This is a genomic window from uncultured Selenomonas sp. (genome assembly GCF_963528755.1).
Lineage (GTDB): Bacteria > Bacillota > Negativicutes > Selenomonadales > Selenomonadaceae > Selenomonas.
Genome location: NZ_CAURXA010000013.1, coordinates 1 through 20,395, shown reverse-complemented (window position 1 = coordinate 20,395; position 20,395 = coordinate 1). Strand labels below are relative to the sequence as shown.

At 54.5% G+C, this 20,395-nt stretch carries 26 protein-coding genes and 1 pseudogene; 1 reads left to right on the top strand and 26 read right to left on the bottom strand.

Annotated elements, in window-relative coordinates:
* Positions 1–99: 99 nt before the first annotated feature.
* The 13 genes from RWS31_RS10750 to RWS31_RS10690 form a co-directional block, all read right to left on the bottom strand.
* A complete protein-coding gene (locus tag RWS31_RS10750) occupies positions 100–2,163 on the bottom strand; it encodes a hypothetical protein (protein WP_314598259.1) in 2,064 nt (687 codons plus the stop codon).
* A gap of 3 nt (positions 2,164–2,166) precedes the next feature.
* Complete coding sequence (locus RWS31_RS10745) at positions 2,167–3,060, bottom strand: hypothetical protein (RefSeq protein ID WP_314598258.1); 894 nt, start codon at positions 3,058–3,060, stop codon at positions 2,167–2,169.
* A 12-nt stretch (positions 3,061–3,072) separates the two neighbouring features.
* Positions 3,073–3,486, bottom strand: a complete 414-nt coding sequence (locus RWS31_RS10740; protein ID WP_294177254.1) for a hypothetical protein — start codon at positions 3,484–3,486, stop codon at positions 3,073–3,075.
* 2 nt (positions 3,487–3,488) lie between these two features.
* A complete protein-coding gene (locus RWS31_RS10735) occupies positions 3,489–3,875 on the bottom strand; it encodes a phosphoribosylformylglycinamidine cyclo-ligase (RefSeq protein WP_314598256.1) in 387 nt (128 codons plus the stop codon).
* Positions 3,802–6,435, bottom strand: a complete 2,634-nt coding sequence (locus RWS31_RS10730; protein WP_314598254.1) for a hypothetical protein — start codon at positions 6,433–6,435, stop codon at positions 3,802–3,804. The genes RWS31_RS10735 and RWS31_RS10730 overlap by 74 nt, the downstream gene beginning before the upstream one ends.
* A gap of 173 nt (positions 6,436–6,608) precedes the next feature.
* Positions 6,609–6,920: a phage tail assembly chaperone G gene (gpG, locus tag RWS31_RS10725; RefSeq protein ID WP_009647106.1), complete on the bottom strand. Its 312-nt coding sequence runs from the start codon at positions 6,918–6,920 to the stop codon at positions 6,609–6,611.
* A 21-nt stretch (positions 6,921–6,941) separates the two neighbouring features.
* A complete protein-coding gene (locus RWS31_RS10720; protein WP_009647109.1) occupies positions 6,942–7,538 on the bottom strand; it encodes a major tail protein in 597 nt (198 codons plus the stop codon).
* Positions 7,538–7,909, bottom strand: coding sequence for a DUF3168 domain-containing protein (locus tag RWS31_RS10715; RefSeq protein ID WP_037370683.1), 372 nt, complete (start codon positions 7,907–7,909; stop codon positions 7,538–7,540). Before RWS31_RS10715 ends, RWS31_RS10720 begins: the two co-directional genes overlap by 1 nt.
* Positions 7,906–8,295, bottom strand: a complete 390-nt coding sequence (locus RWS31_RS10710) for an HK97 gp10 family phage protein (RefSeq protein ID WP_009647114.1) — start codon at positions 8,293–8,295, stop codon at positions 7,906–7,908. The genes RWS31_RS10715 and RWS31_RS10710 overlap by 4 nt, the downstream gene beginning before the upstream one ends.
* Positions 8,285–8,626, bottom strand: coding sequence for a phage head closure protein (locus RWS31_RS10705; RefSeq protein WP_009647121.1), 342 nt, complete (start codon positions 8,624–8,626; stop codon positions 8,285–8,287). Before RWS31_RS10705 ends, RWS31_RS10710 begins: the two co-directional genes overlap by 11 nt.
* Positions 8,626–8,901, bottom strand: a complete 276-nt coding sequence (locus RWS31_RS10700) for a head-tail connector protein (protein ID WP_009647108.1) — start codon at positions 8,899–8,901, stop codon at positions 8,626–8,628. Before RWS31_RS10700 ends, RWS31_RS10705 begins: the two co-directional genes overlap by 1 nt.
* Positions 8,902–8,969: 68 nt before the next feature.
* Complete coding sequence (locus RWS31_RS10695; protein ID WP_314598248.1) at positions 8,970–10,145, bottom strand: phage major capsid protein; 1,176 nt, start codon at positions 10,143–10,145, stop codon at positions 8,970–8,972.
* A gap of 13 nt (positions 10,146–10,158) precedes the next feature.
* Positions 10,159–10,860 carry a head maturation protease, ClpP-related gene (locus RWS31_RS10690; RefSeq protein ID WP_009647130.1) on the bottom strand — a complete coding sequence of 234 codons (702 nt, stop codon included), beginning with the start codon at positions 10,858–10,860 and terminating at the stop codon, positions 10,159–10,161.
* A gap of 238 nt (positions 10,861–11,098) precedes the next feature.
* Here RWS31_RS10690 and RWS31_RS10685 point away from each other — a divergent pair, with 238 nt between their 5' ends.
* Positions 11,099–11,365: a SemiSWEET family transporter gene (locus RWS31_RS10685; RefSeq protein WP_037370685.1), complete on the top strand. Its 267-nt coding sequence runs from the start codon at positions 11,099–11,101 to the stop codon at positions 11,363–11,365.
* A 57-nt stretch (positions 11,366–11,422) separates the two neighbouring features.
* Here RWS31_RS10685 and RWS31_RS10680 read toward each other — a convergent pair.
* From RWS31_RS10680 to RWS31_RS10620, 13 genes and pseudogenes are all read right to left on the bottom strand, one after another.
* Positions 11,423–11,992, bottom strand: a pseudogene (locus RWS31_RS10680) (phage portal protein); the annotation flags it as partial.
* 100 nt (positions 11,993–12,092) lie between these two features.
* Entirely contained in the window at positions 12,093–12,419 is a 327-nt protein-coding gene (locus tag RWS31_RS10675; RefSeq protein WP_314598245.1) for a hypothetical protein, read from the bottom strand.
* A 104-nt stretch (positions 12,420–12,523) separates the two neighbouring features.
* Entirely contained in the window at positions 12,524–14,125 is a 1,602-nt protein-coding gene (locus RWS31_RS10670) for a terminase TerL endonuclease subunit (protein ID WP_314598243.1), read from the bottom strand.
* Positions 14,126–14,186: 61 nt separating this feature from the next.
* A complete protein-coding gene (locus tag RWS31_RS10665; RefSeq protein ID WP_314598241.1) occupies positions 14,187–14,672 on the bottom strand; it encodes a gamma-glutamylcyclotransferase family protein in 486 nt (161 codons plus the stop codon).
* Positions 14,673–14,748: 76 nt separating this feature from the next.
* Complete coding sequence (locus tag RWS31_RS10660; RefSeq protein ID WP_314598239.1) at positions 14,749–15,708, bottom strand: amidoligase family protein; 960 nt, start codon at positions 15,706–15,708, stop codon at positions 14,749–14,751.
* 167 nt (positions 15,709–15,875) lie between these two features.
* The gene (locus RWS31_RS10655) at positions 15,876–16,154 is read right to left on the bottom strand and encodes a hypothetical protein (protein ID WP_314598237.1); all 279 of its coding nucleotides are present in this window, start codon (positions 16,152–16,154) and stop codon (positions 15,876–15,878) included.
* Positions 16,155–16,272: 118 nt separating this feature from the next.
* Entirely contained in the window at positions 16,273–16,455 is a 183-nt protein-coding gene (locus RWS31_RS10650; RefSeq protein WP_265071402.1) for a DUF5049 domain-containing protein, read from the bottom strand.
* Positions 16,452–16,688 (bottom strand): DUF4314 domain-containing protein, encoded by a 237-nt coding sequence (locus tag RWS31_RS10645; protein WP_314598236.1) that lies wholly within the window; start codon positions 16,686–16,688, stop codon positions 16,452–16,454. The genes RWS31_RS10650 and RWS31_RS10645 overlap by 4 nt, the downstream gene beginning before the upstream one ends.
* Positions 16,672–17,367 carry a virulence protein gene (locus tag RWS31_RS10640; RefSeq protein ID WP_314598235.1) on the bottom strand — a complete coding sequence of 232 codons (696 nt, stop codon included), beginning with the start codon at positions 17,365–17,367 and terminating at the stop codon, positions 16,672–16,674. The genes RWS31_RS10645 and RWS31_RS10640 overlap by 17 nt, the downstream gene beginning before the upstream one ends.
* A gap of 68 nt (positions 17,368–17,435) precedes the next feature.
* The gene (locus RWS31_RS10635) at positions 17,436–17,729 is read right to left on the bottom strand and encodes a prevent-host-death protein (protein ID WP_314598233.1); all 294 of its coding nucleotides are present in this window, start codon (positions 17,727–17,729) and stop codon (positions 17,436–17,438) included.
* Positions 17,730–18,272, bottom strand: a complete 543-nt coding sequence (locus RWS31_RS10630) for an N-acetylmuramoyl-L-alanine amidase (RefSeq protein ID WP_314598232.1) — start codon at positions 18,270–18,272, stop codon at positions 17,730–17,732.
* 22 nt (positions 18,273–18,294) lie between these two features.
* On the bottom strand, positions 18,295–18,903 hold the full coding sequence (locus RWS31_RS10625) for an HNH endonuclease (RefSeq protein WP_314598230.1): 609 nt from the start codon (positions 18,901–18,903) through the stop codon (positions 18,295–18,297).
* Between the two features lie 4 nt (positions 18,904–18,907).
* A complete protein-coding gene (locus RWS31_RS10620) occupies positions 18,908–20,218 on the bottom strand; it encodes a DNA methyltransferase (protein WP_314598228.1) in 1,311 nt (436 codons plus the stop codon).
* Between the last annotated feature and the right edge of the window lie 177 nt (positions 20,219–20,395).

The following is a 20,395-nucleotide window of genomic DNA, read 5'->3' as shown; positions in this document are numbered from 1 at the left end:
CTTGAATCACGCCCCTCTGCGCCTTGCCTTCCTGTTTCTCTCGTGTATCTTTGACGCTCTTACGCAGAGCATCCATCAACCCTTGCACGCCGTTCATAGTCAGTACCACCTCGTCATCTTTATGGTTTGCTTGAGGGAGCGCGGCGTAAGTTCTACGGCGTTCGACTGCAGGAAATATTCCTGCCCCTCGAATCTTATGCGCTCGGTGAAATCGACGATATGCCCGACGTCCGGCACACCGTCTTGAATATTCGCGTAGATTTCTAAGGTGACGATTTCCTGCGTCTTGCGGTTGAGCCAGAGAATTGCCTGTGTCAGTTCTTTGAGGTACTCTTCACCCTTGACGGGAAATTCCGTATCAATCAGCGAGGTGAAGGGCGCGTCCTCTTCGTCACGCGAATAGCTTGAACCGAGGCTCAGATTGGACTGCTCGACCGTGAAGCGGCTTGCCTTGCCGCCCGGTTTTCCCTGTGAGAGCGTGCTTCCTTCGAGATTACCGTCGACATAGACGGTCGTCGCATACCAGCCGTAGCCTAGTGGAGCGTGGTAGGTGATGCGCTCCGTGCCGCGCTCGTTGTTCCAGTCCGTCCAGTCGTATTCCGTATGCTTCTTCCCGTCGTTGATGGGTTCTGTCGTGCGCTCCCACTCTTTGACGAGATACACATCACGCTCGGTTTCGGCGTAAGTATATTCCGTGCGGCTTGTGGAGCCGTCCTTATTGTGCGTCTGCTTACTCGTCAAATATTCGCCATGGTAGGTGTATTCGGTCGTGCCTTTCTCGTTCGTTTCGCTTGTCAAAAAGCCGTTGTGGTAGGTGCGGCTCATCTCTTCCCAAGAGATTGTGCCTGTAAAGGGGACTGGCTCGGTATCTTCTTCATTGTAGGCATTTCCTGCCGTCTCGGAAGCGTGGCCGCTGTGCCACAAGGAGCGCACAAGGCGACGCTCCATGGTCGGCCTGCCATGCGGCCAGTCCGTGATGTCGAGGACAGATGCTTCCTTGCCGCGCTGAACGATATGCAGCGTATCTTCGCGGATAAACACATTGACCTGTCTCTGCGGCAGTTTCGCCGTCCAGCCGAAAAGCGCGGAGATAAAGTCTTGGTATGTCATGCCGCTGTCCTCAAAGTTCTGCGACGGCGTGAAATCGTCGCACGCCCAGTGGAGCTGCAAGCCGAGCGCGACGGCGATGGACTGCGCGTAATGGGAAGCCTGTGCTTCTTTCACGAAGATGCGAATGGCAGAGTAAAGCGTCGCGTCCTTGCTGTACGCGCCTTTTACCGTTTGGAGCAAGTCGCGTTGGAGTGTTTCTTCCACGAGGAAGGAGAAGCGATAGTCCAAGAGCTGACCGCGCACGGCATCGCCGATGGCTAGCGGCTGTGCCGTCTCCATTTGAAAACTGTCGGAAAGCGTCATCTCTCCGAGTGTGACGGCAAAGGAGCGGATGCCGTTGGCGCAGAAGTTGTCGGCAATCTGTGATACGGCACGCTTGCTTCGCTTGTTTCTTCTTCCATGCGATGACGTGACATATTCGAACACATGAGGAATGCGAATCAAGGTGTCGAAACGAACGCGCACTCGCGCCACGACGGTACGGCGCAGGGCGGCTTTGGCGACATTTCCTCTGCCGAGCCCGCGCTGCGTCCTTACTGATATGCGATTCCTGATGCCTGGTGTGCGCTTTGTGTCTCCACGAACCGTCTCGCGCTTGACGACTTCACGCTCCGTTGCTCCGCGCGGGATGCAGTAGTTCGGCGAGAGCGTGCGGTATGTGTCGCAGTGGATGCGAACATAAATGCCGCCAACGCATCTTCGCGTGGCGGCAGAAGCCGTATTTCTTTGTGCAACGCGCCGCAGGAGTTTGGCGCTCGTCCAGTCGACAGCGGAAGAAGTGAGCGTGCGTCTTGTATCTGCAGCAATGCGGTTGGTGCTGCAAACCTGTCTTTGGCTGTCTGCTCTTATTTTGGCTGTTTCAGCAACTTGGCGCTCGGTATCTACGCACACCGTTTCCCTATGCTTAGGTGCCGGAAGAATCGACGCGCATATTTTCGGCTGCAGGACTTCTTCCCCTCGGGGAATCCATGCGATGCACATCTTCGGCTGCAGGACTTCCTCGCCGATGGGAATCCATGCGATGCAGGTTTTCGGCTTCAGCAAGACGTCCATGCGCTATTCCCCCGCTTTCCAACCGAACTTTCTCGTCGCCATCTCCGCCATGCTTAACGATGCGCCATGCCCATCCCAGACGAGCGCCGTCGTCTTGTCCGTCAATTCATGTCTGCCGTGTTCCGTCACTGCTCCGCTCGCCTCTTCCAAGGCTGTGAGCGTGCAGATGCCTGTTCCCGTGCGATAGGCGGGAGCACCGAACAGCGTGACGCCGGTCACTTGGGAATCTGCACCATACGTTGCGGCAAGCGTCGCCGTATCCATCGTCTGCAAAATTTGCTGTCCCGCAGCCGTCGCCCGATAGCTTCCATCGCCGCCATCTGTCATATCCGTGACCGTCGACTGAACGGACAATAGGACAGCCTGCTCTTTCATGTTGATATCCTCGTCAGACAAGATGATATTGGAAAGCAACGCATCATCCGTATCCGCATAAATGCTGATTTCCTTCGCCTCTCGAAAATCCATGTAAAGGTCCGTCCGTTTGCCAATCTCATGTCCGTTGACTATGACATGGAGCATCGCGTCGTAATTGAGTCCCTGCTTCATATGAAACCATATAGTATTGACGTCGTCGAGCTTCATTTTTCTGGTATCAAAATAAGAGGTGTTACTGTTCGCCCCATAGACACTCCAATGGTCACGGTAACCACTAATTTCGACCTTGTTCTTCTCGCCGAATTGAAACCACGCCGTCGAATCCAGGCTCTTCCCGCTTTTGAGATACACGTCGAACTTGCCGTACAGCTCGGTCAGCGTATAGGGAACGGCAATGCCGCGTATCTTCGGCATCCAGAAGGATATGCCCGTCTTGCTGTACTTTGCATCCCGCACCGTTTTGTCGCTTCCCAAGTCAATCAAGTCGGCATATCCCGGATTGATGTACTTAAACGCCATGCCATCGCCTCCTCAGACTTCTACGATCAGCCCTTCCGCCTGAACGTCAACGGTGGTGTCGTTCTTCGGGCTTTCATCTGACGTGCTCATCGCCTTGACCCAGAAGATGACGTTGCCCTCGCCGACGCTTTGCAGGGCGATCGTATCTTTCCAGTCAGCAGAAGCCAAGACAGTATCTGCCGTGTAGTTGTTGTCTTGAGCGGCTTTCCACTTGGCAGCATTTGCGCCTACGAACTTGATTGTGACCGCGCCTTCGACCTTGTAACCGGAATCGCAGCGCACAGCGCATTTGACGGCTTTCTCCTCTTCTTTTGCGGCATCCAGCAGGACTGCAATGGGCGAGGTCTCCGTATCTGTGCTGGCTTCCGTGCCGTCCTTCATGCGGCTCGTAGGATTGTTCATATAAATGTGCAGCTTGTTCGCCATAGTCATACCCTCCAAAATTCCAGTGTGAGTTTATAGGCCTTAGAAAAGTGCGGCACATAAGCGTATGCTTTCACCGTCACGCGCATGTTGCGCCAGACATTCCCCGCCTCGTCCGTAATGTCCACTTTCTCACGCTCGTCCCAGTATCTCTTGATTTTCTCCCAGTCGGCAGAAAGTACAGTAGCCGTGCAGGAGATGCGGTCGCCTTGAGCGACGTGTCCGAAATCCTGCACGACGGTGCCGCCGACGATTTCCACCATGCGCTGACGGTCGTCGGGAAGCACTTGCCAGTTCTCCGCTTCGAGCGTCCGTACATCACCAATTTGAATATGAATTGGAATCCCCTCCCAAAGCACGCTCGACAGCGGGACGAATGCGGTCTGCCACATGATCAGCCAAGAGCCGCATACCTTCGTTATCCTGTGTCACGGCATTTTCGATATTTACCTGCACTTCGATATTAGCGGTCGATGCGGCAGGATTCCACCGCTCTGGAAAATTCACCGTCGGAGCAATATTGAGCCTGTCCATAACCTTCTGCGTCATGCCGCTTTCAAGCGTTCCTGCAAGGCGTTCCATCACTTCATTGCCGAGCGTGATCTTGATTTCTCCTGGCTCTCTTTCCCGCCTTGGTGCGAAATTTGGCAGAATGTCCTCCAAGGCCGTCCGCCTCGCTCGTTGAAACCGAACAAGCTCTTCGGGGCGAAAATTCAAGTCGTCCTTTGTCAGCCCATTCGATTCGCGCAGGTAGTCGAGAAGTCCGCTTGTGCCGCCTTTTCTAAATGCCTCTAATTCCTTCTTCTGGCTCTTGAGAGCTTCCATAGCGGCATTCCTTCGGGCATCGAGCTTTTCCTTCTCCGCCCATTTCGCAGCCTTCACCTCGTCCAAGCCCTTCTGCATCCATGCCTTTTTCTCGCGCTCGATATCCGCCAGACGGTTTTCCAACGAAGTCTTCCATATAGCATCAATCTTGGAGGCTACCTCTGACTCCCACTGCTCCATGATGCGAGCCTTACTCGCCTCTGCCCAGTTGGCGGCGCTGACCTTGTCCAAGCCTTGACGGCGATAGGCACGCTCTTCCTCGTCGATCTGTGCGAGATGGTTCTCCAATTCCGTATGGTGGATGGCGTTTACCTTATCCGTTACATTCCGCTGGAAATCCTCGTAAATCTTCGCCTGTTTCTGCAGCCGATATTCCTCAACCATCTGTGCATCTGCACCCGACTGACGGAACTTCTCCGCCTGTCTGGCGGCTTCATGCAGCGCATTTTCAAGGTCGCTGTGCGAAAGCGTGAACAGGCTTTCTTTCAAGTCCTCATTCGCCTTAGCGGCAGCGCGGACGGCAGCGGCATTCTCTCTCGCCGCTTTCGCCCCTTCTTTCTGTGCGCGGCTCTCGTCTTGGAGCGCCTTTTCCGCTTCCTTCGCCGCCTTTTTCTCAGCTTTAAGCGCGTCGTCTGCCGCCTGCCAGTCCTTGAACTTCTGACTGCTTGTGGCAGCTTCATAAGCTCCTATGCCTCCAACGATCGCGCCACCGATGCCGCCGATGAGCGTGCCGCCGCCCGGCTCTACCAGCGTTCCCGCCACAGCACCCGTGCCGGCTCCGACGAGCATCGCGTCCACCGTGGTCTTGATGCCGCCGTGCTTGGCAAACGTGCCAATATCGTGCAATGTTTCCTTGACGGATTTCGCATTGACGCCGATGCTCTCCATGGCGTCTGCCACGCCATCGAGGACATCGACCGAGGCGCGGGCAAAAGCATCAACTACATCAGCAAGCTCCTCGATGGATTCCTTGTTGTCCTGGATGCAGCCGATGAGGTCTTGGAAGCGGTCTATGACGTTGGGCATCAGGTCTTCTGCAACAGGAAGGAGCGCAGAACCGAGGGCGAGCTTGAGCTGCCCCGCTTCCATCTCCATCTCGCGCCATTTGAGATATGCCTGATGAGCTTCTTCTGGATTGAGCAGCCCCGTCGTCTTGACATGCGATGCGACTTCCATAAGGTCGTCGTATTGCTCCAAGACTGGGATGAGCGCGGCGCCCCTTGCGCCAAGGACTTCAGCGGTAAAGGCTTCTTCCATTCCGGCATCGGCAGCGCTTCTGTAGCCTTTGGCGAGACGTTCCAGCTGCTCGTTTAGCCCCAAGAGATTGCCTTTTTCATCCGTCAGCGCGATGCCAAAGCGGTTCAAGGCTTCGGTCGTCATATTGCCCTTTGTCCCTGCCGACTCCACCTGTCGGTCGAGCCTTGCAAAGAGCGGCACGAGTGAGTCGATGTTTGTTCCTGCCAAACTAAACACGCGGCTCATCTGTGCGGCTTCCGCCGTCGTCGTGTGCAGGCGTTTCGTCAGACGGTAGATACCCTCGCCTGCCTGCATCGCGTCGTGCGTGATGTTGAACAATCCCGCACCCGACGTGAATACTGCCATAAGAGCCGCTGTCTTGGCGTTCAAAATGGACACGCCTTCCGACAGGCTGTGAACTCCTCCCTTGGCAGCTGAAAAACCTGCCGAAAGTTTCTGCCCCATCGACTTTGCGCGGCTGCCCGTCGTCTTCATCTCGGCATTGAGCTTTCGGAGTTCCGCTTCCAACTGTGCGACCTGCCGCTGCTGTTTCAGTAGGTTCGTCTCGGCATAGCGCGTGCGTGCGCCGTCCTTGTCGGCTTTCTGCACATCCTTGAGCACATTGGCGAGAATTTCTTCTTTCTTTCGTTGGATGTCCAGCTGGCGGTTGATGGCTTCATACTTGACCTTGATCTTGTCAAGCTCCGTTCCCGCGCCGTCGAGCTTGGCGAGGTCGACGTCCATCTTGAGTTTCAGCTGACTGCTCCTGCTGTTGAGCCTTGAAATCGTCTCGGACACCGTGCGGCCTGCCGTATCGAAGTCGAGCTGCAGGCGTGCGATGTCCAAACCGAGACTGATATACAGCTCGTCGATTTTCTGTCCTCTTGCCATTTACATCACATCGTCAATGAAAATTCTCTGCCTGTCCTCCTTGATTTCAACCATTGCAATAAGCTGATCTAAGAGAAAGGCGATCTCATGAGCGTCGACCTCCTGCATCGTCCAGCCATAGGAGGACTGCAGGCGCTCGTAGTAGCGCAGGATGCTCTGATACGGGGAAAGTGTTATGCCTTCCCCGCCTCGTCGTTTGGGAGTTTCACGAGTTTCTGAAACGTCAGCGATTGAATCCAACGGAAAAGCTCCCGCGTCAGAGGCACGATGTCCGCGACCTCGATGTTGTCGTCGATGGCTTCCTTTGTCACTTCCTCGCGGTCAAAGGCGAGCAGGATGAGGTCGATTTCCGCATCGAGGAACTCCTCGACGCTGAGGTTCTTCTTGTCCTCGTCGAAGAAGGCAAGAAACCTGCGCCACACCTTCATCTTGGGAGGCTTCGGCGCATACGTTTTGCCGTAGAGCGTGATGGTTGGTGTTTCCATCAGAGTTTTCCCCGCCTTTCCTTATACACTTTCGTACCACTTTGTTCCGGTTTCGGCAATGAATCCTGTCGCCTCCTCATCGGCTTTCGCGTACGACTGCCCGTCCGACAGGCGGTAGATCGCCTTCGCCGAGATGGTCGGCGTGTCGTACTTGATGTTCTCTTCCTTCGTGTTGCCCGATTCCGAAGGCTCGACAAATTGGACTTTGAAAAATTTGGTGAACCTCTTCTTGCCGTTCCTCTTGTCCGACTGGAACATGACAGCGAAATACGGCGGCACGTCGTCCTTGTTCGCTGTCATGACGCCCTTGTCAATCTTGTGCCCGAAAAGATAGGCGACATATTCTAGCGGCAATGCCGACGTATCGAAGGTCAGGTCATACGAGGCGGTATTCGCCGCCGTGTCGACGGACTGCCCATCGGCGAAAAGTTCCGCCTGGCTCGTCTTGGGCTTGATGTCCACTTTTCGCAGAATCTTGCCCAGACTGATGGGAGGTTCATACGTCGCCGTGCCGTTCGGCACATCTGTCAGCATCTTGGCGATATGCAGCTTTTCCACATTGATGAACTGCCCACTCGTGAGATTGGCGGCGGGCGCTGTTATGCTTGGACTTGGCATTATTCCTCAACTCCTGTTCCTGTTTTGAAATCCATGATTTTCACAAAAGCGTGCTTTTCCGCCAGCTCCATCGACTGATAACGGCGAAAGCCGATGCTGTCCATAACCTTCCTCGCGGCATCCTCGATTCTCTCGTATGCGCCGTCCTTCGTGAGAATGTGCAGACGCACGGTCACGCGCCGCTCCATCTCACAGCCATCTGCGGAAAGAGCGGGCACATCAGAGATAACGGAATACACGAGGATGGGATAACTCCCTGCATCGGGGCTTCGCCCATGGTAGATGCCGCATCCCCTGCGGTCTTTGTGCAGGAGGCGACAAAGCGGCTTCGATGCCGCCAATGCCTGGTAGACCTTGCTGGCTATGCTCATTTTCCTTCCCTCCGCAATGCAGCCTTGACGGCTTCGACGATGTTCTTCTTGATGGCGTCCCGCTCAGCATCGAGCGCGGGATAGAGAAACGGCTGGTTGATCTTCGGACTGAACTCGACGAGCTTGCCGTAAGCTGTGCCGTCGGGTGCTTGGGCGTCGGCAACGATGCGCCACGACGTACCGCCCCCGCGCTTGACGCAGTGGATGGAGTCTCGTAGCGCACCCGGCACGACGCGCTTGTCTCGTCCCCGATAGACGGGACAGCGGCTTTTCGCTTCCGTCTTGACGGCTTCCGCGCCTTCTGCCAAGGCTCTTTTCGCCGCATCCATCGCGCCCTTGCCCATGCGGTTCAAAAGTTCGCGTGTAGAAATATAGTCACGGCTCATTTTCCACCAACTCCCTGCACTCGATGACAAGCCAACGCTTCCTGCCGTCCATGCCGTAAGGCGGCGCTTTGATTGCCAAGGTCTTGTTTCCCCATCGGATGAAGTCCGTATCTCGGATGTCTTCCCGGTAGCGCATGACCACGCGATACTCGACTTCTTTGACCTGCTCGGCATACCCGTCCGAGATTTTCGCCGCGAACGGCAGCACCTTCGCCCAGCACGCACAGTACGCATCACGGCTCTGTTCGACAAGATTGCCCGCCTCGTCGGGCGCATCTCGCGGTCGCAATACCACGATGCGATGGCGAAGTTCACTGACATTGACGTACATCAGAAACTCTCCTTTCGCTCTCCGAAAAGCAACGCCCGAAGCGTCAGTGCGAGCTTCCGATGGTCAGCCTCCTCGCGATGCTCATAGAGATACGCGACGGCATACATCACCGCTGTCCTTGCCGCTTCCTGCTTCTTGACTTCTTTCCACGACTTGGCACGCAGAATCGCCAAGGAAAGCTGCTCTGCTGTATCTGCAAGGGATGTGAGTAGGCTGTCTTCGGCATCCGAGTCGATGCGCAGATAGCCCTTGATTTCTTCGAGCGATACAAGCATATAGACGCATCTCCTTTCAGCATAGAAAAAGCCGCTGCACCCATTGATGTAGCGGCTCTTCCTCTTCCTTATCCCTTGATCTTCAGCAGCTGCACGGCTTCTGCCAGAACAAGCTTGCCGTCGACGCGCTCCTTCATAAGGTACGCTACCATGCCGTTCCCCGCGAAAAGCTCCTTGAGTTCCTGCAAAGAGCGCGTGCCGCGATCTCCGATGTTGTAGTAGGCGTAGTCGCCGAAAGCAAGTGCGATCTTCCCTGCCGCAGCCACAGGCATATATGCCGAGGTGTGGACGGGATAGCCGAGCAGGCGGTCGGGTTCGCCCATCTGGTACGAGGGCTGCCACAGATAGGCGCCGTTGTTGTCCTTGAGCTTGCGGATGCTTGCAAGCGTCTGATCGTTGATGAGGAACGCCGCATTCTTGCGGTAGGGACGCTTGAGGCTGTAGACGAGCGTCACAAGTTCGTCCGCCTTGATGTCGGCCGCCGCTGTGGTGAGGGAAGTCTGCCCCGTAGCAAGAAGCCCCTTCGGCTTATGCACGCCGTCGCCATTGAGGAAGGCATCCTCTTCGGCATTGCCGAGCGCCTTGCCGAACTGCTCAATCAGGTAGTTCTCAAGGTTGAAGGCATTGTCGTAGAGCAGTTCCTCCGTGACCTTGACGGCAACATGGAGCTTGTGCGCGTCGAGGACGATCTGATCGAAAGTCGCATCGCCGAAGGTGAGCGGTGCGCCTTCCTCAATCCACGATGCCGCAGGCTTCGTGGCCGCGATGTTGATCTTGTGCTCGCCGCTCGTCGTGATCGTCGTCGCAAGGGAACGCAGGACGTTCTCCTCGCTGAGTACGTCGATAAGGCGCTTGTCGTACTCCTCCGGCACGAGATAGCCGCCGCTTGCGTCCGTGCCTTCCTGCAGCACGTTCTCGACTTGGCGAAAGTTCGTGCGCAGCGCCTTGAGCATCGCGGCGCAGTAGGCGTCGCTCGTCCTTCCCTGCTTGTCTTTTCCAAACGATGCGCCCGGCAGATTGATGATTGCCACTGACGTCGGTTTTGCCATTTCCGCATCGAGAATCGCCTGGTGCTCCATGCGCTCGATGTCCTTGCCGAGCGCGAGAACCTCGTTTTCCATCTGCTCGTATGCCTTGGCATCCTCTGCCGAGAGGCTGCCTTCCTGCGTGTGTTCGTCCAAAAACGTCTTTGTCTGCTCCCAGAGAGCCGCACGCTTCTCACGCATTGCCAAAATCTTATCCATGTTATTTCCTCCCTCAGTGTGCAATAGAAAAGAGCCGCCTTTTCAGCGACTCCGCATCGACTTTGTTCATTTGCTTGCCCTGCCCGAATTTCGAGAGCAGCGAGTTGGTGACGGCGGCGCGAGAGAAGATCAGGCCATCCGCCTCATCGCTTGTCGGACGATTCTTCTCTCCATTGAAAACGGCATCGGCAAAACCCAGCTCCACCGCCTTCTTCGCATTCATCCACGTCTCGGCGTCCATCAGCCGCGAAATCTTCGCTCGGGGCAGCCCCGTCTTGATTTCATAGGCATTGATGATGCTCTCCTTGACCTCGGCAAGCAATGCGATGGCGCGTTCCATCTCCTGCACGTCACCGATGGAAATGGTCATAGGATTGTGGATCATTACCATGCCTACAGGAGATATTTCCACGGTCGAACCTGCCATCGCGATGACGGATGCCGCCGATGCCGCAAGACCGTCAATCTTGACCGTGACACTGCCCGGATAGTCCATCAGCATGTTGTAGATTTGCGCCGCCGCGAAGCAGTCACCGCCGGGCGAGTTGATCCAAAGGACAATATCTCCCTCGGCAGTATTCAATTCCTCGCGAAATACTGCGGGCGTGACTTCATCGCCGAACCACGTCTCGTCCGAAATCTCACCGTCGAGAAGCAGCGTCCGCTTCTCCCCCTCGTTTCGTACCCAGTTCCAAAATTTATGCCTGACCTTCATTTTTTTAAATAATTAACAAAAAAAGCACCCGAATAGGTGCTTTTTCTAGTATAATGAAAGTATGATAAAAAAACATTATACTACAATCGATTATAACATGTTAAGTGCTCCAAGACAAATGTTCTGACACACTTGAAAGCTTATTTGATTAAAACTTCGTAACTCTACTTGAGTGTTTACACATAATTATTGACAGTATCTTTCCTTTTTGAGAAAATAAAATAATAGGAGGTATTATATGTCTGCTAAACAAAAAATTAATCGCTTTGTCGGATCTATTGGAGCTATTATTGGGGTGTTTGTCTTTATTGCATATATTCCACAAATTATCGCTAACTTACAAGGAGCACAAGCTCAACCATTCCAACCACTATTCGCATCAGTTTCTTGTTTAATTTGGGTAATGTATGGTTGGACAAAAGAACCTAAAAAAGACTGGATCCTCATCATTCCCAATGCAGTGGGAGTGATATTAGGTGGTTTAACTTTTATTACTTCTTTATAAAATTTATATAAACAAGGGGCTGTAACAGAATAGCCTTATGCAAAAATGGAGGTTAGGCATAGCGATGGGCGAGTAGCCGACAAGACCGTCGAAGCCGAGTCCCGGAATATGGAGCACATCCTCGCGCCGCAAACGAATCTGCCCCTTATCCTTGAAATTCGGATTTTCTTCCGTGCTTCTGGTGTATGTGTAATAGATTTCGCCTGTGCGGCTGTCACGGTTCACTTCCATCTTGTCTGGGAGAAGCGGATAGATTCCGATGACTTTTCCCCTGCCATCGCGCAATATTTGTGCGTATGCATTTCCCCACAGGAGGAGATGCGCCATCAGCGTTTCGCGCAAGACGAAACTCGTCATCTCAGTATTCGGCGCATCGTGGAGCAGGAAATACAGCGGATGCTCGTATGCGATCTCCTTGCCGCCTTCCCATCGGCGATAGACGGCAAGCGGCAAACACGCAATGGATTCGGCGAGAATGCGGACACAGGCGTAGACTGCTGTCGTCTGCATGGCAGTGCGCTCATTGACCGCCTTGCCCGCCACCGTCTGCCCGAACAAAAAGGACAAGCCGCCGAGGTGATTCATGGGCTTGTCCCGCGAACGAAAGAGTTTGCTGAATAGATTCATGGAAACCTCCATTTCAAAAATGGTATGTAAAAAATCTCGCCACAGAAGATGATGAGAGTAAGAGCACCGCCCTTCCGAGCGGCGCTCCTGTTGTTTCGGCTTAGAAGGTTTCGATGCAGGAAAGCTCCATGCTGTTGATTTCGGCGGTGAATTTCGCGCCCCGCGCAATCTCGTCGGCGGCTTTCAAAAGTTCCTCCGGCGTGGGGTTTCCACCCATCTGGCAAATGCTGGCGTTGGCTTTGATGTCTCGGAAAACCTTGCGGGCTTCCCAATCCGTCTTCTCGTAATCCGTTTCTTTGCGAATCTCGATGCGGATGCAGGTGTCGCGGTCGCTCGCGTTTGCCCAGCCCATCGTGTTTTCCTGCATCGTGAATCCGTACTCGGCGGCCTTGCTCTCGATGATCTCGGCAATTTCCTTCTTCGTCATTTTCTTTTCCTCCGTTTCTTGTTTCTTCAGTTTTCCCTTTCGGCATGTGTATATTCCCGTACTATCCGAGAAATAGCAAGGCCATATGTGTGTATACAATCGCTCTAAAACACCAAAATCCCCCGCTCATCATACACCGACGCAGATGCATCGTTGCCACAGCGAATCGCACGATCCAGTGCCATAATCAGCGCAATGACACCGTCGATTCTTTCCGTGGACTTCTCCTTATCCGCCTTGATGTTCCCCGCAGGATCGGTGCGAATGAAGATGTTGTCTGCCATCCAGCGCATGACGGGATGCCCGCCGTGCGCTATTTTCTTTTCCAGCGTCAGCTTCATCAGTTCCTTCGTCGGCGGACTCATATCCTTGAAGCCCTGTCCGAACGGGACGACGGTAAATCCCATTCCTTCGAGATTCTGCACCATCTGCACCGCACCCCAGCGATCGAAGGCGATCTCGCGGATGTTATATTTCTCGCCCAGTTCCTCGATGAATTTCTCAATGAAGCCGTAATGCACGACATTGCCCTCCGTGGTCATGAGAAAACCCTGCTTCTGCCATACGTCATAGGGCACATGGTCACGGCGCACGCGAAGTTCCAGATTTTCCTCTGGAATCCAGAAATATGGAAGCACAGCAAAAGGCTCATCTTCCTCAGCCGGAGGAAATACGAGCACGAATGCCGTGACATCCGTCGTCGACGAGAGGTCAAGTCCGCCGTAGCAGACGCGCCCCTTCAAGGCTTCGGCATCAACAGGTGCGGCGCACGCATCCCACTTATCCATCGGCATCCAGCGCACAGACTGCTTCACCCATTGGTTCAGGCGCAACTGCCGAAAGCTGTTCTCCTCGGCGGGATTCTGCCGTGCGGAGTCGCAGGCCGCCTGCACCTTGTCGATACCGACCGTGATGCCGAGCGACGGATTTGACCGCTTCCAGACTTCAGGGTCTGTCCAGTCCTCATCTTCCTTTGCGCCGTAGATGACAGGATAGAAGGTCGAGTCGATTTTGCGCCCTTCCAGAATATCTTTCGCCTTTTGATGCGTCTCGTAACAGATGGACTGTGTATCTGTCCCCGCTGTCGTGATGAGGAAATAGAGCGGCTGCATACGCGCATCGCCCGAACCTTTCGTCATAACGTCAAAGAGCTTGCGATTTGGCTGTGTGTGCAATTCGTCGAACACGACACCGTGGATATTGAATCCATGCTTTGAATAGGCCTCCGCTGAGAGCACCTGATAGAAGCTGTTCGTCGGCAGATACACCATGCGCTTCTGAGAGGCGAGGATCTTCACTCGCTTTCCAAGTGCGGGACACATGCGCACCATGTCGGCGGCTACCTCGAACACGATGCTCGCCTGCTGACGGTCGGCGGCGCAGCCATAGACTTCGGCGCGCTCTTCCCCATCGCCGCAGCAAAGGAGCAGTGCGACGGCGGCGGCAAGCTCTGATTTTCCTTGCTTCTTGGGCAGCTCAACATACGCCGTATTAAACTGCCGATAGCCGTTCGGCTTCAAAATACCGAAGATGTCACGGATGATGCGTTCCTGCCAGTCGATGAGTTCGAACGGTTTGCCTGCCCACGTTCCCTTCGTATGGCACAGACACTCGATGAAGCCCACGGCGTAGTCCGCAGCGGCTTTGTCGTAGTGCGCGTTCTCCGCCATGAACTTCGTCGGCTTGTAGTCCGTCAGTTTTCGCAAGCAATCACCCCCAACGCAAAAGGAGATGCCCGAAAGCATCTCCTCAAACTGTATTTCCGTCTCATCTTTTCGCCTTGCGCTCCCACTCCCATGTGTATCCGTATGCCTCTTCCAGAATCTTCCTGTCGAAACCGAAGCGGCAATAGGCTCTGTGGAGAATGTCGAAGTACTCCATGGAGGGAATGCCGAGCTTCCTCTCCTCGTGCATGATGTATGCCATGCCGCGCGTTCTGCCGCAAACTTCGCCATCTGCATCAATCTTAGCGACTTGGACGATGCGCTTGTAGTAGAAGTTTGGGAAGCCCTCATAGCGGTCGAGCCGCTCTTCATCTGTCTCCGTGATGCGCCAGAGCAGAATCGGCACGCTCTGCCCTTTCTCCTTCTCGATGGTCGCATAGGCTCCCGTTTTGCTTCCCTTGAACATCAGCCGCCAGTTCTCTAAGCGTCCCGTTCCCAAAAGCTCTGCGTCCGGGCAGCGGCTCTGCATCTGCTCCAAGTCCATGTTGGAGCCGTAGGCGATGTACATCTTCGTTTTCATCTTCCTCATCCTTTCCGCTTCCGAAGGAACATCCCTTCTACTGCCCGAAGCCCGCCTATGGCGGGCGGGGCTTGGATTCCGGCTCTTATGCCGAAGAGGTGTTCCTGCCGAAGCGGAAAGCGGCGTCGCCTGCAAGGTTCTTCGTGAGGATGTCCCTTGCCGTGGCAAATTCCCAGCCGATGAAGCCGAGGCGCATCAGCCATGTCCGCATCGCGAATTTGGGGTTTTCCCTCTGCGGTTCTTTGGGGCTTGCGGTCTTGAGGTTTTTCGCCGCTTCGGAAAGGGCGAGGCAAAGCTGGATGTAGCTCTTGAGTTCGCCTGCGTGGAGGCCGCCCCTGCGCTCTGCCGTGGGGTTCGCGAATTGGAAGAGGCGAAATTCGATGGTGCCTTTGGTGAAGGTCGCGTGGAGGTTCAAGCAATGGTAGCGCGAACCGTTGTAGTGCTGCTCCCTGCCGCTTGCGGCGCTGTTTCCTTCATACCAGATGTCCGCGAGTTTTTCCATCGTCTGCGGTTTTTCCTTGTTGAGGCGATCGAGGAAGGTGCGGTTCACCGTGCGGCAGTAGCGTCCGAGGCGGCTCTGGTCGATGCGCACCGCGGCGATCAGTAGGCTTTCGTGGCTTGCCATCAGGTTGGCGAGGTTCCGAAGTGTCTGCGCCGTGTGCTCGCCCTTGCCAATGTGGATGTGCACGCCGCACATGTGGGCGGGGTTGCTCTTTGCTCCCGCGTGGCGCAGTCTCCTCAAAAGTTCCTGCAGGCGCTCGATGTCTTCGTAGTGCAGGATGGGCGTGACCAGTTCGGTCTGCTCGGCGCTGCTTCCGGCTTCGATGCTGACGTCGCGCTGGAATTTCCACTCGCGTCCCTGGTCGTCCCATGCGCTCCAAGTGCAGTAGCCGTTGCGGTGTGCCGTGTCTTTGAAGTCTCCCGTGCCGAAGAAGTCTGCCGCGATTCCTGCTGCGTCTCTGCGGCTGATGCCGTACATCTCGACCTCCACGCCGATGGTCTGCTTCTTCATGTTCTCGATCTGCCTTGCCGTCGCTGCCTTCATTTTTGAAATCCCCTTTCTTTGCTTGCCCTGTTTTCTTTTTTCATGTACATATATGCCTCTGAAAGACACATATAGCAAGCGAATACTCGTGTATACTTGGGGATTTTTCAGTGTATCTTCCGTAACGAGAAGCAGCCCCGCAGGGCTGTTTCTCTGCTTTTGCGACCTTAGATGTGCGCCATGCACCAGGCCATCGCGTGGCCGCCGTCCTCGAAAAGCTCCGTGGCGGCTTCGACAAGGTTCAGGCGGCATTCGATGTCCGCAAAGCCCGTTTCTTCCGGCGTTTCGACCATCTCGTAGACCGCTGCGTGGAAGCCCCGGCACTCTCTGCCGACCGCCAGGATTTGCTCGCCGTAGCGCAGGATCGCGCCGCATGTCGAGAAGCGCATTTCTTCGAGCTTCTCCATCGTGCTTTCCTTCGGCCATCTCGCTTCTGCGTTTTTCATTTTCTTTTCCTCGCTTTCTTTGCTGCATTGGTTTCTTCTTTCATGTGTATATATGCCTCAAAGCGAGGATGATAGCAAGTCATATTTCCGTGAAAGTCCGGCACAGGATGGAAGATTTTCAAGGCGGCTCCTCTCCCGTCAGAATGAAGTGTACGTACGCTTCTCGATGCTCCTCGATGAAGCAGACCAGTTCGTAGAAGCCGCTCTCGAATGCCATGCGCTGGACGGCAGGAACGTCGAACATATTCACGCTCCCGGTATCGCGAATGGTCATAATCTGGCGAAAAATCACATCGCTCATGGATTGCTTCCTCCTCTCACGATGCGGAAGGAATCAACGCCCGGAAGCAAGTTCAGCGAGGAGCCTGTCCGCCAATGTACGAGAATCTGTCCGGCATCATCGACGCCCTGCACTTCGCCCAAAGTTCCGGGCGGCGGGGCTTGCGCGTCCTCCATCAAGAGAAGCTGCACCATCGTCCCTTTCGGATACATTCGTCGAAGCACGGCAATCCGCTCCCTACTCGGAAACTTCATGGCTTGCCGCCTCCCTTCGATGCCCACATTTGAAGGCACTGCTGCCTGTGAGATTCTGCAGCAAAATCTTGCGGCTCGTCTTGTAATCATCGCCGATCATGCCAAGGCGCAGGAGGAAGCAGCGGAAGGCGTATTTCTCGTTCTCCACGACCTTCTCTTTTGCCACAGCGCGTTTCTGCTTCTGCGCCATTTCGCAGAGCTTGCTGATGAAATCCGTGTAGGCGCGTACCGTATCTTCGGCGATCTTCCCATGAAACCATGCGAACTTGATTGTTTCGTCGGTCAGCGTGTACGCCGCCTTCTCGATGTTGAACGCTTTTTGAATCAGCTTCCCTTTGCTGGCAAGGAGCGCGTCCAGATTCTTCAGAGCCGTTTCCGTGAAGGAACTGCGTGGGAGGCTGACGGCGAGGCTGTCCTCGTCGGAATCCACTTCTGCCGTCGGCATCTCGGATTCATCTTCTTCCGCGACGAATCCCGCTTCCCGAAGCGCCGTGCGCACGCGCTCGACCTCTGCCGCATCCTCGCCGCAAATGCTTCCGTCTCGCGTGATCTCGAATGCTCCCACCCGGTAAGAAAATGTCGGCGCTCCGCAGTAGACGGGCTGCACGCCGAGCGTCCTGCCGACGATTTCGACCATCTTCTTCCGCTGCTCTTTCGTGATGTTGTAATGAATCTTCATGGTGCAATCCTCCCTTGAAATGGTTTCACTTACATCTATCACTCAAAAGCAGAAATATAGCAAGGTTTTTATACCCGATTTGTGGTATTTTGCGCCGCCGTCATACGGTCGAGCATGTTGCCCGCAAGCCAGAGCGCCGCCTGCACCACACCCGGCAGGAACACGCAGTCGCGGAAGCGGCACCAGCCCGTTTCCTTCTCGGCGCTTTCTTTCAGAGCGGCGATATAGGCGACCGCGATTTCCTTCGCAGCGGGAAGCCCCTTCTCCTTGAGCCAGAGCACTGCCGCCTCCTTCGCTTCCTTTCGCACGAAGTCCACGGCATGAACCTTCATCTCGCTTTGCAGCATTTTCCAATCCACCATCTAAAAGACCTCCTGTTCGTAGTCCGTTACGCCGCGTGCGATGGCACGGGCAAATTCATCTTGCTTGTCACGAAGAAGCTGTGCATCTTGCTCGTTGTCGATGAAGGCAAGCTCCACCAAGACCGCTGTCGCGCCCGTGTTGTTCAGGACGTACAGGCCGTTGACGCCGGGCTTCGCGCCCTTGCTGCCGCGATCTGTCGTACCGAGCGCATCGACGATCTGATTTCGGATACAGTCGGCAAGCATTTCCCCGTATGCGCTTCGGTGGTAATACCAGACTTCCGTGCCTCGCGCATTCCCGTTGCAGGCATTGCAATGAATCGAGATGAAAAGGTCGGCTTCGCTCTCGTTGGAGACATCGACGACTTCCTCCAAGCTGTCCGATTGGAGATTTCCCGCGACCTCCACACCTGCGGCAGTGAGATATTGCTCTACAAGTTCGGCGACGCTCTTCGCCACATCGCACTCTCGGAGTCCAAATCCACACGCTCCTGGGTCGGGATTGCCGCTAGGGGCATGTCCTGCGTTTAGAAAAACTTTCATTGTGTTACTACCTCCTTCGGCATTACGCCGCATTCTTCACGAAATCAATAAACGATTCGCAGATGGATAAATCCACGAACCGTTTACATCGGTTGATGACATCTTCTTCTATCCATTGAGGAATTTCTTCTACCTCGTCGTACCTTCCGTAATCCCCAAACATACAGGCCATTCCCACATTCCGCGCCTGCACAGCTTCCTCAAAGGTTTGATAATAGCCAAGGTGTATATCATGCTGACAAATCTTGATTCTCGCACGATATTTCCCGCGAGGTTTGTAGAAACTGACGCCCGTCACCCCGGACGTGTTGTTCCTCTGCCGTGGTTGGTTGCATTGATTCTGTTGATGCGTACAAATTCTAAGGTTGCACAGGCGATTGTCCAACGTGTCCAGATTGATATGATCTACCTCGTAACCCTTGGGGACATCCACCAGATGACGATGCAGCTGTTTTCTGTGTCTGTCCATCACGTAAAGGATTTTGCCCGTCAAATCACGGTAATTGCGATAAAAGCTGATTCCGGCGATCTTATCCAAAGATGAGGTATCCACCATAAAGACGATACCGTCAGGAAGATGCCCGTAAGCAACGCTCCCGTCCTCGGAAAACGTATATTTCACATTGCACACGTCTTCATCCCCCTTTCTTCCGCCCTTTTTGAACGTCGTTTATCGCACTATCCTTCATGCCAAGCTCCTCTGCTGTGGGGATATATACCTCGGAGCAGGGGCGCTTTTTTCCGTCACGGATGATATGCACGTCCTCCGTATTTCCACGATATGCCACAAAACGGCGCACAATCGCCGAGGTGTAAACCGGATCGAGTTCCATCAGATATGCCGTGCGATCCATCTGCTCCGCTGCCATCAGGGTCGATCCGCTGCCGCCGAACAAATCCAAGACGATACTGTTGACCAGCGAGGAGTTTTTCATGGGGTATGCGATGAGCGGGAGCGGTTTTGTTGTCGGGTGCAGTTTCGACTTGCTCGGTCGATCGAATTCCCAAACGGTGGTCTGCTTTCTGTCACCGTAGAATTTGTGCTTCACGGTGTCCTTGAATGCGTAAATGACCGGCTCATGGCGCATTTGATAATCAAAACGCCCCAAAACAAGGGATTGCTTCACCCAGATGCAGGTCGTTGAGTAGTGAAATCCGGCAGCAACGACGGCATTGTAGAAATTGACCTTTTCCGCATCCGAGTGAAAAATGTAAATGGCAGCTCCGTCTGCGAGATTCTCATAGGCGTTTTTGAATGCCGAAAGCAGGAACTGATAGAACTCCTCGCCCTTTAGGTTGTCGTTCATGATTTTCATGCCTGTGCCGCCTGTGTAGTTACACGCATACGGCGGGTCGGTAATGCACACATTCGCCTTTTTGCCATCCATGAGAAATTTTACATCCTCAGTGTTTGTAGAATCTGCACAGAGGAGACGATGCCTACCCAAAAGCCACAAGTCACCGACTTTTACGAAAGGCTCTGCCTGAAGAGCAGCCTCTTCGTCGAAGTCATCTTCCTGCGCTTCGTTATCATCTGCGGCAAACAGATCAGCAATTTCGGATTCATCGAAGCCCGTGAGCGAGATATCGAAGTCCATACCCTGCAAGGCTTCCATCTCGACGCGCAGCATTTCCTCATCCCATCCCGCATCGAGTGCGAAACGGTTGTCTGCGAGGATGTAGGCTTTCTTCTGGGCTTCCGTGAGGTAATCCACGAATACACACGGAACTTGCTCGATGTTCTCCTCCTTCGCGGCGAGGATTCTGCCATGTCCCGCTATGACGTTGAACTCCCGGTCGATGATGACAGGATTGACAAAACCAAACTCCCGCAAAGACGAGCGCAGCTTGGTGATCTGCTCCTTCGAGTGGGTGCGGGCGTTATTCACATAAGGGATGAGCTTTCCGATGGGGACAAGCTGCATTTCGGATGTAGTTTTTCTCAAGATTTACACCTCCTGCAATAAAAAAAGCGACCGAAGTCGCCAACTGTAGATTTTCTAGCCGTGCCATGGCTAGCCGCTCATCTCATCCTCTCCTTGAACGAAGAAGCCGCTCCATCAAGTCGTCTTGCGGCGAAACGCCTTTGTATTCCGTTGAACAGTTATCACGGACGATGGCGA

Coding starts and splice junctions, on each gene's coding strand:
- RWS31_RS10740 (WP_294177254.1), bottom strand. CDS start 3,486: ATGGCGAACAAGCTGCACATTTATATGAACAATCCTACGAGCCGCATG.
- RWS31_RS10690 (WP_009647130.1), bottom strand. CDS start 10,860: ATGAAGGTCAGGCATAAATTTTGGAACTGGGTACGAAACGAGGGGGAG.
- RWS31_RS10645 (WP_314598236.1), bottom strand. CDS start 16,688: ATGAAGTTTCCGAGTAGGGAGCGGATTGCCGTGCTTCGACGAATGTAT.
- RWS31_RS10685 (WP_037370685.1), top strand. CDS start 11,099: ATGTCTGCTAAACAAAAAATTAATCGCTTTGTCGGATCTATTGGAGCT.
- RWS31_RS10630 (WP_314598232.1), bottom strand. CDS start 18,272: ATGAAAGTTTTTCTAAACGCAGGACATGCCCCTAGCGGCAATCCCGAC.
- RWS31_RS10700 (WP_009647108.1), bottom strand. CDS start 8,901: ATGCTTGTATCGCTCGAAGAAATCAAGGGCTATCTGCGCATCGACTCG.
- RWS31_RS10640 (WP_314598235.1), bottom strand. CDS start 17,367: ATGAAGATTCATTACAACATCACGAAAGAGCAGCGGAAGAAGATGGTC.
- RWS31_RS10655 (WP_314598237.1), bottom strand. CDS start 16,154: ATGAAAAACGCAGAAGCGAGATGGCCGAAGGAAAGCACGATGGAGAAG.
- RWS31_RS10650 (WP_265071402.1), bottom strand. CDS start 16,455: ATGAGCGATGTGATTTTTCGCCAGATTATGACCATTCGCGATACCGGG.
- RWS31_RS10730 (WP_314598254.1), bottom strand. CDS start 6,435: ATGGCAAGAGGACAGAAAATCGACGAGCTGTATATCAGTCTCGGTTTG.
- RWS31_RS10720 (WP_009647109.1), bottom strand. CDS start 7,538: ATGCCAAGTCCAAGCATAACAGCGCCCGCCGCCAATCTCACGAGTGGG.
- RWS31_RS10715 (WP_037370683.1), bottom strand. CDS start 7,909: ATGAGCATAGCCAGCAAGGTCTACCAGGCATTGGCGGCATCGAAGCCG.
- RWS31_RS10750 (WP_314598259.1), bottom strand. CDS start 2,163: ATGGACGTCTTGCTGAAGCCGAAAACCTGCATCGCATGGATTCCCATC.
- RWS31_RS10710 (WP_009647114.1), bottom strand. CDS start 8,295: ATGAGCCGTGACTATATTTCTACACGCGAACTTTTGAACCGCATGGGC.
- gpG (WP_009647106.1), bottom strand. CDS start 6,920: ATGGAAACACCAACCATCACGCTCTACGGCAAAACGTATGCGCCGAAG.
- RWS31_RS10745 (WP_314598258.1), bottom strand. CDS start 3,060: ATGGCGTTTAAGTACATCAATCCGGGATATGCCGACTTGATTGACTTG.
- RWS31_RS10735 (WP_314598256.1), bottom strand. CDS start 3,875: ATGTGGCAGACCGCATTCGTCCCGCTGTCGAGCGTGCTTTGGGAGGGG.
- RWS31_RS10635 (WP_314598233.1), bottom strand. CDS start 17,729: ATGGTGGATTGGAAAATGCTGCAAAGCGAGATGAAGGTTCATGCCGTG.
- RWS31_RS10665 (WP_314598241.1), bottom strand. CDS start 14,672: ATGAGGAAGATGAAAACGAAGATGTACATCGCCTACGGCTCCAACATG.
- RWS31_RS10675 (WP_314598245.1), bottom strand. CDS start 12,419: ATGACGAAGAAGGAAATTGCCGAGATCATCGAGAGCAAGGCCGCCGAG.
- RWS31_RS10660 (WP_314598239.1), bottom strand. CDS start 15,708: ATGAAGGCAGCGACGGCAAGGCAGATCGAGAACATGAAGAAGCAGACC.
- RWS31_RS10695 (WP_314598248.1), bottom strand. CDS start 10,145: ATGGATAAGATTTTGGCAATGCGTGAGAAGCGTGCGGCTCTCTGGGAG.
- RWS31_RS10705 (WP_009647121.1), bottom strand. CDS start 8,626: ATGTACGTCAATGTCAGTGAACTTCGCCATCGCATCGTGGTATTGCGA.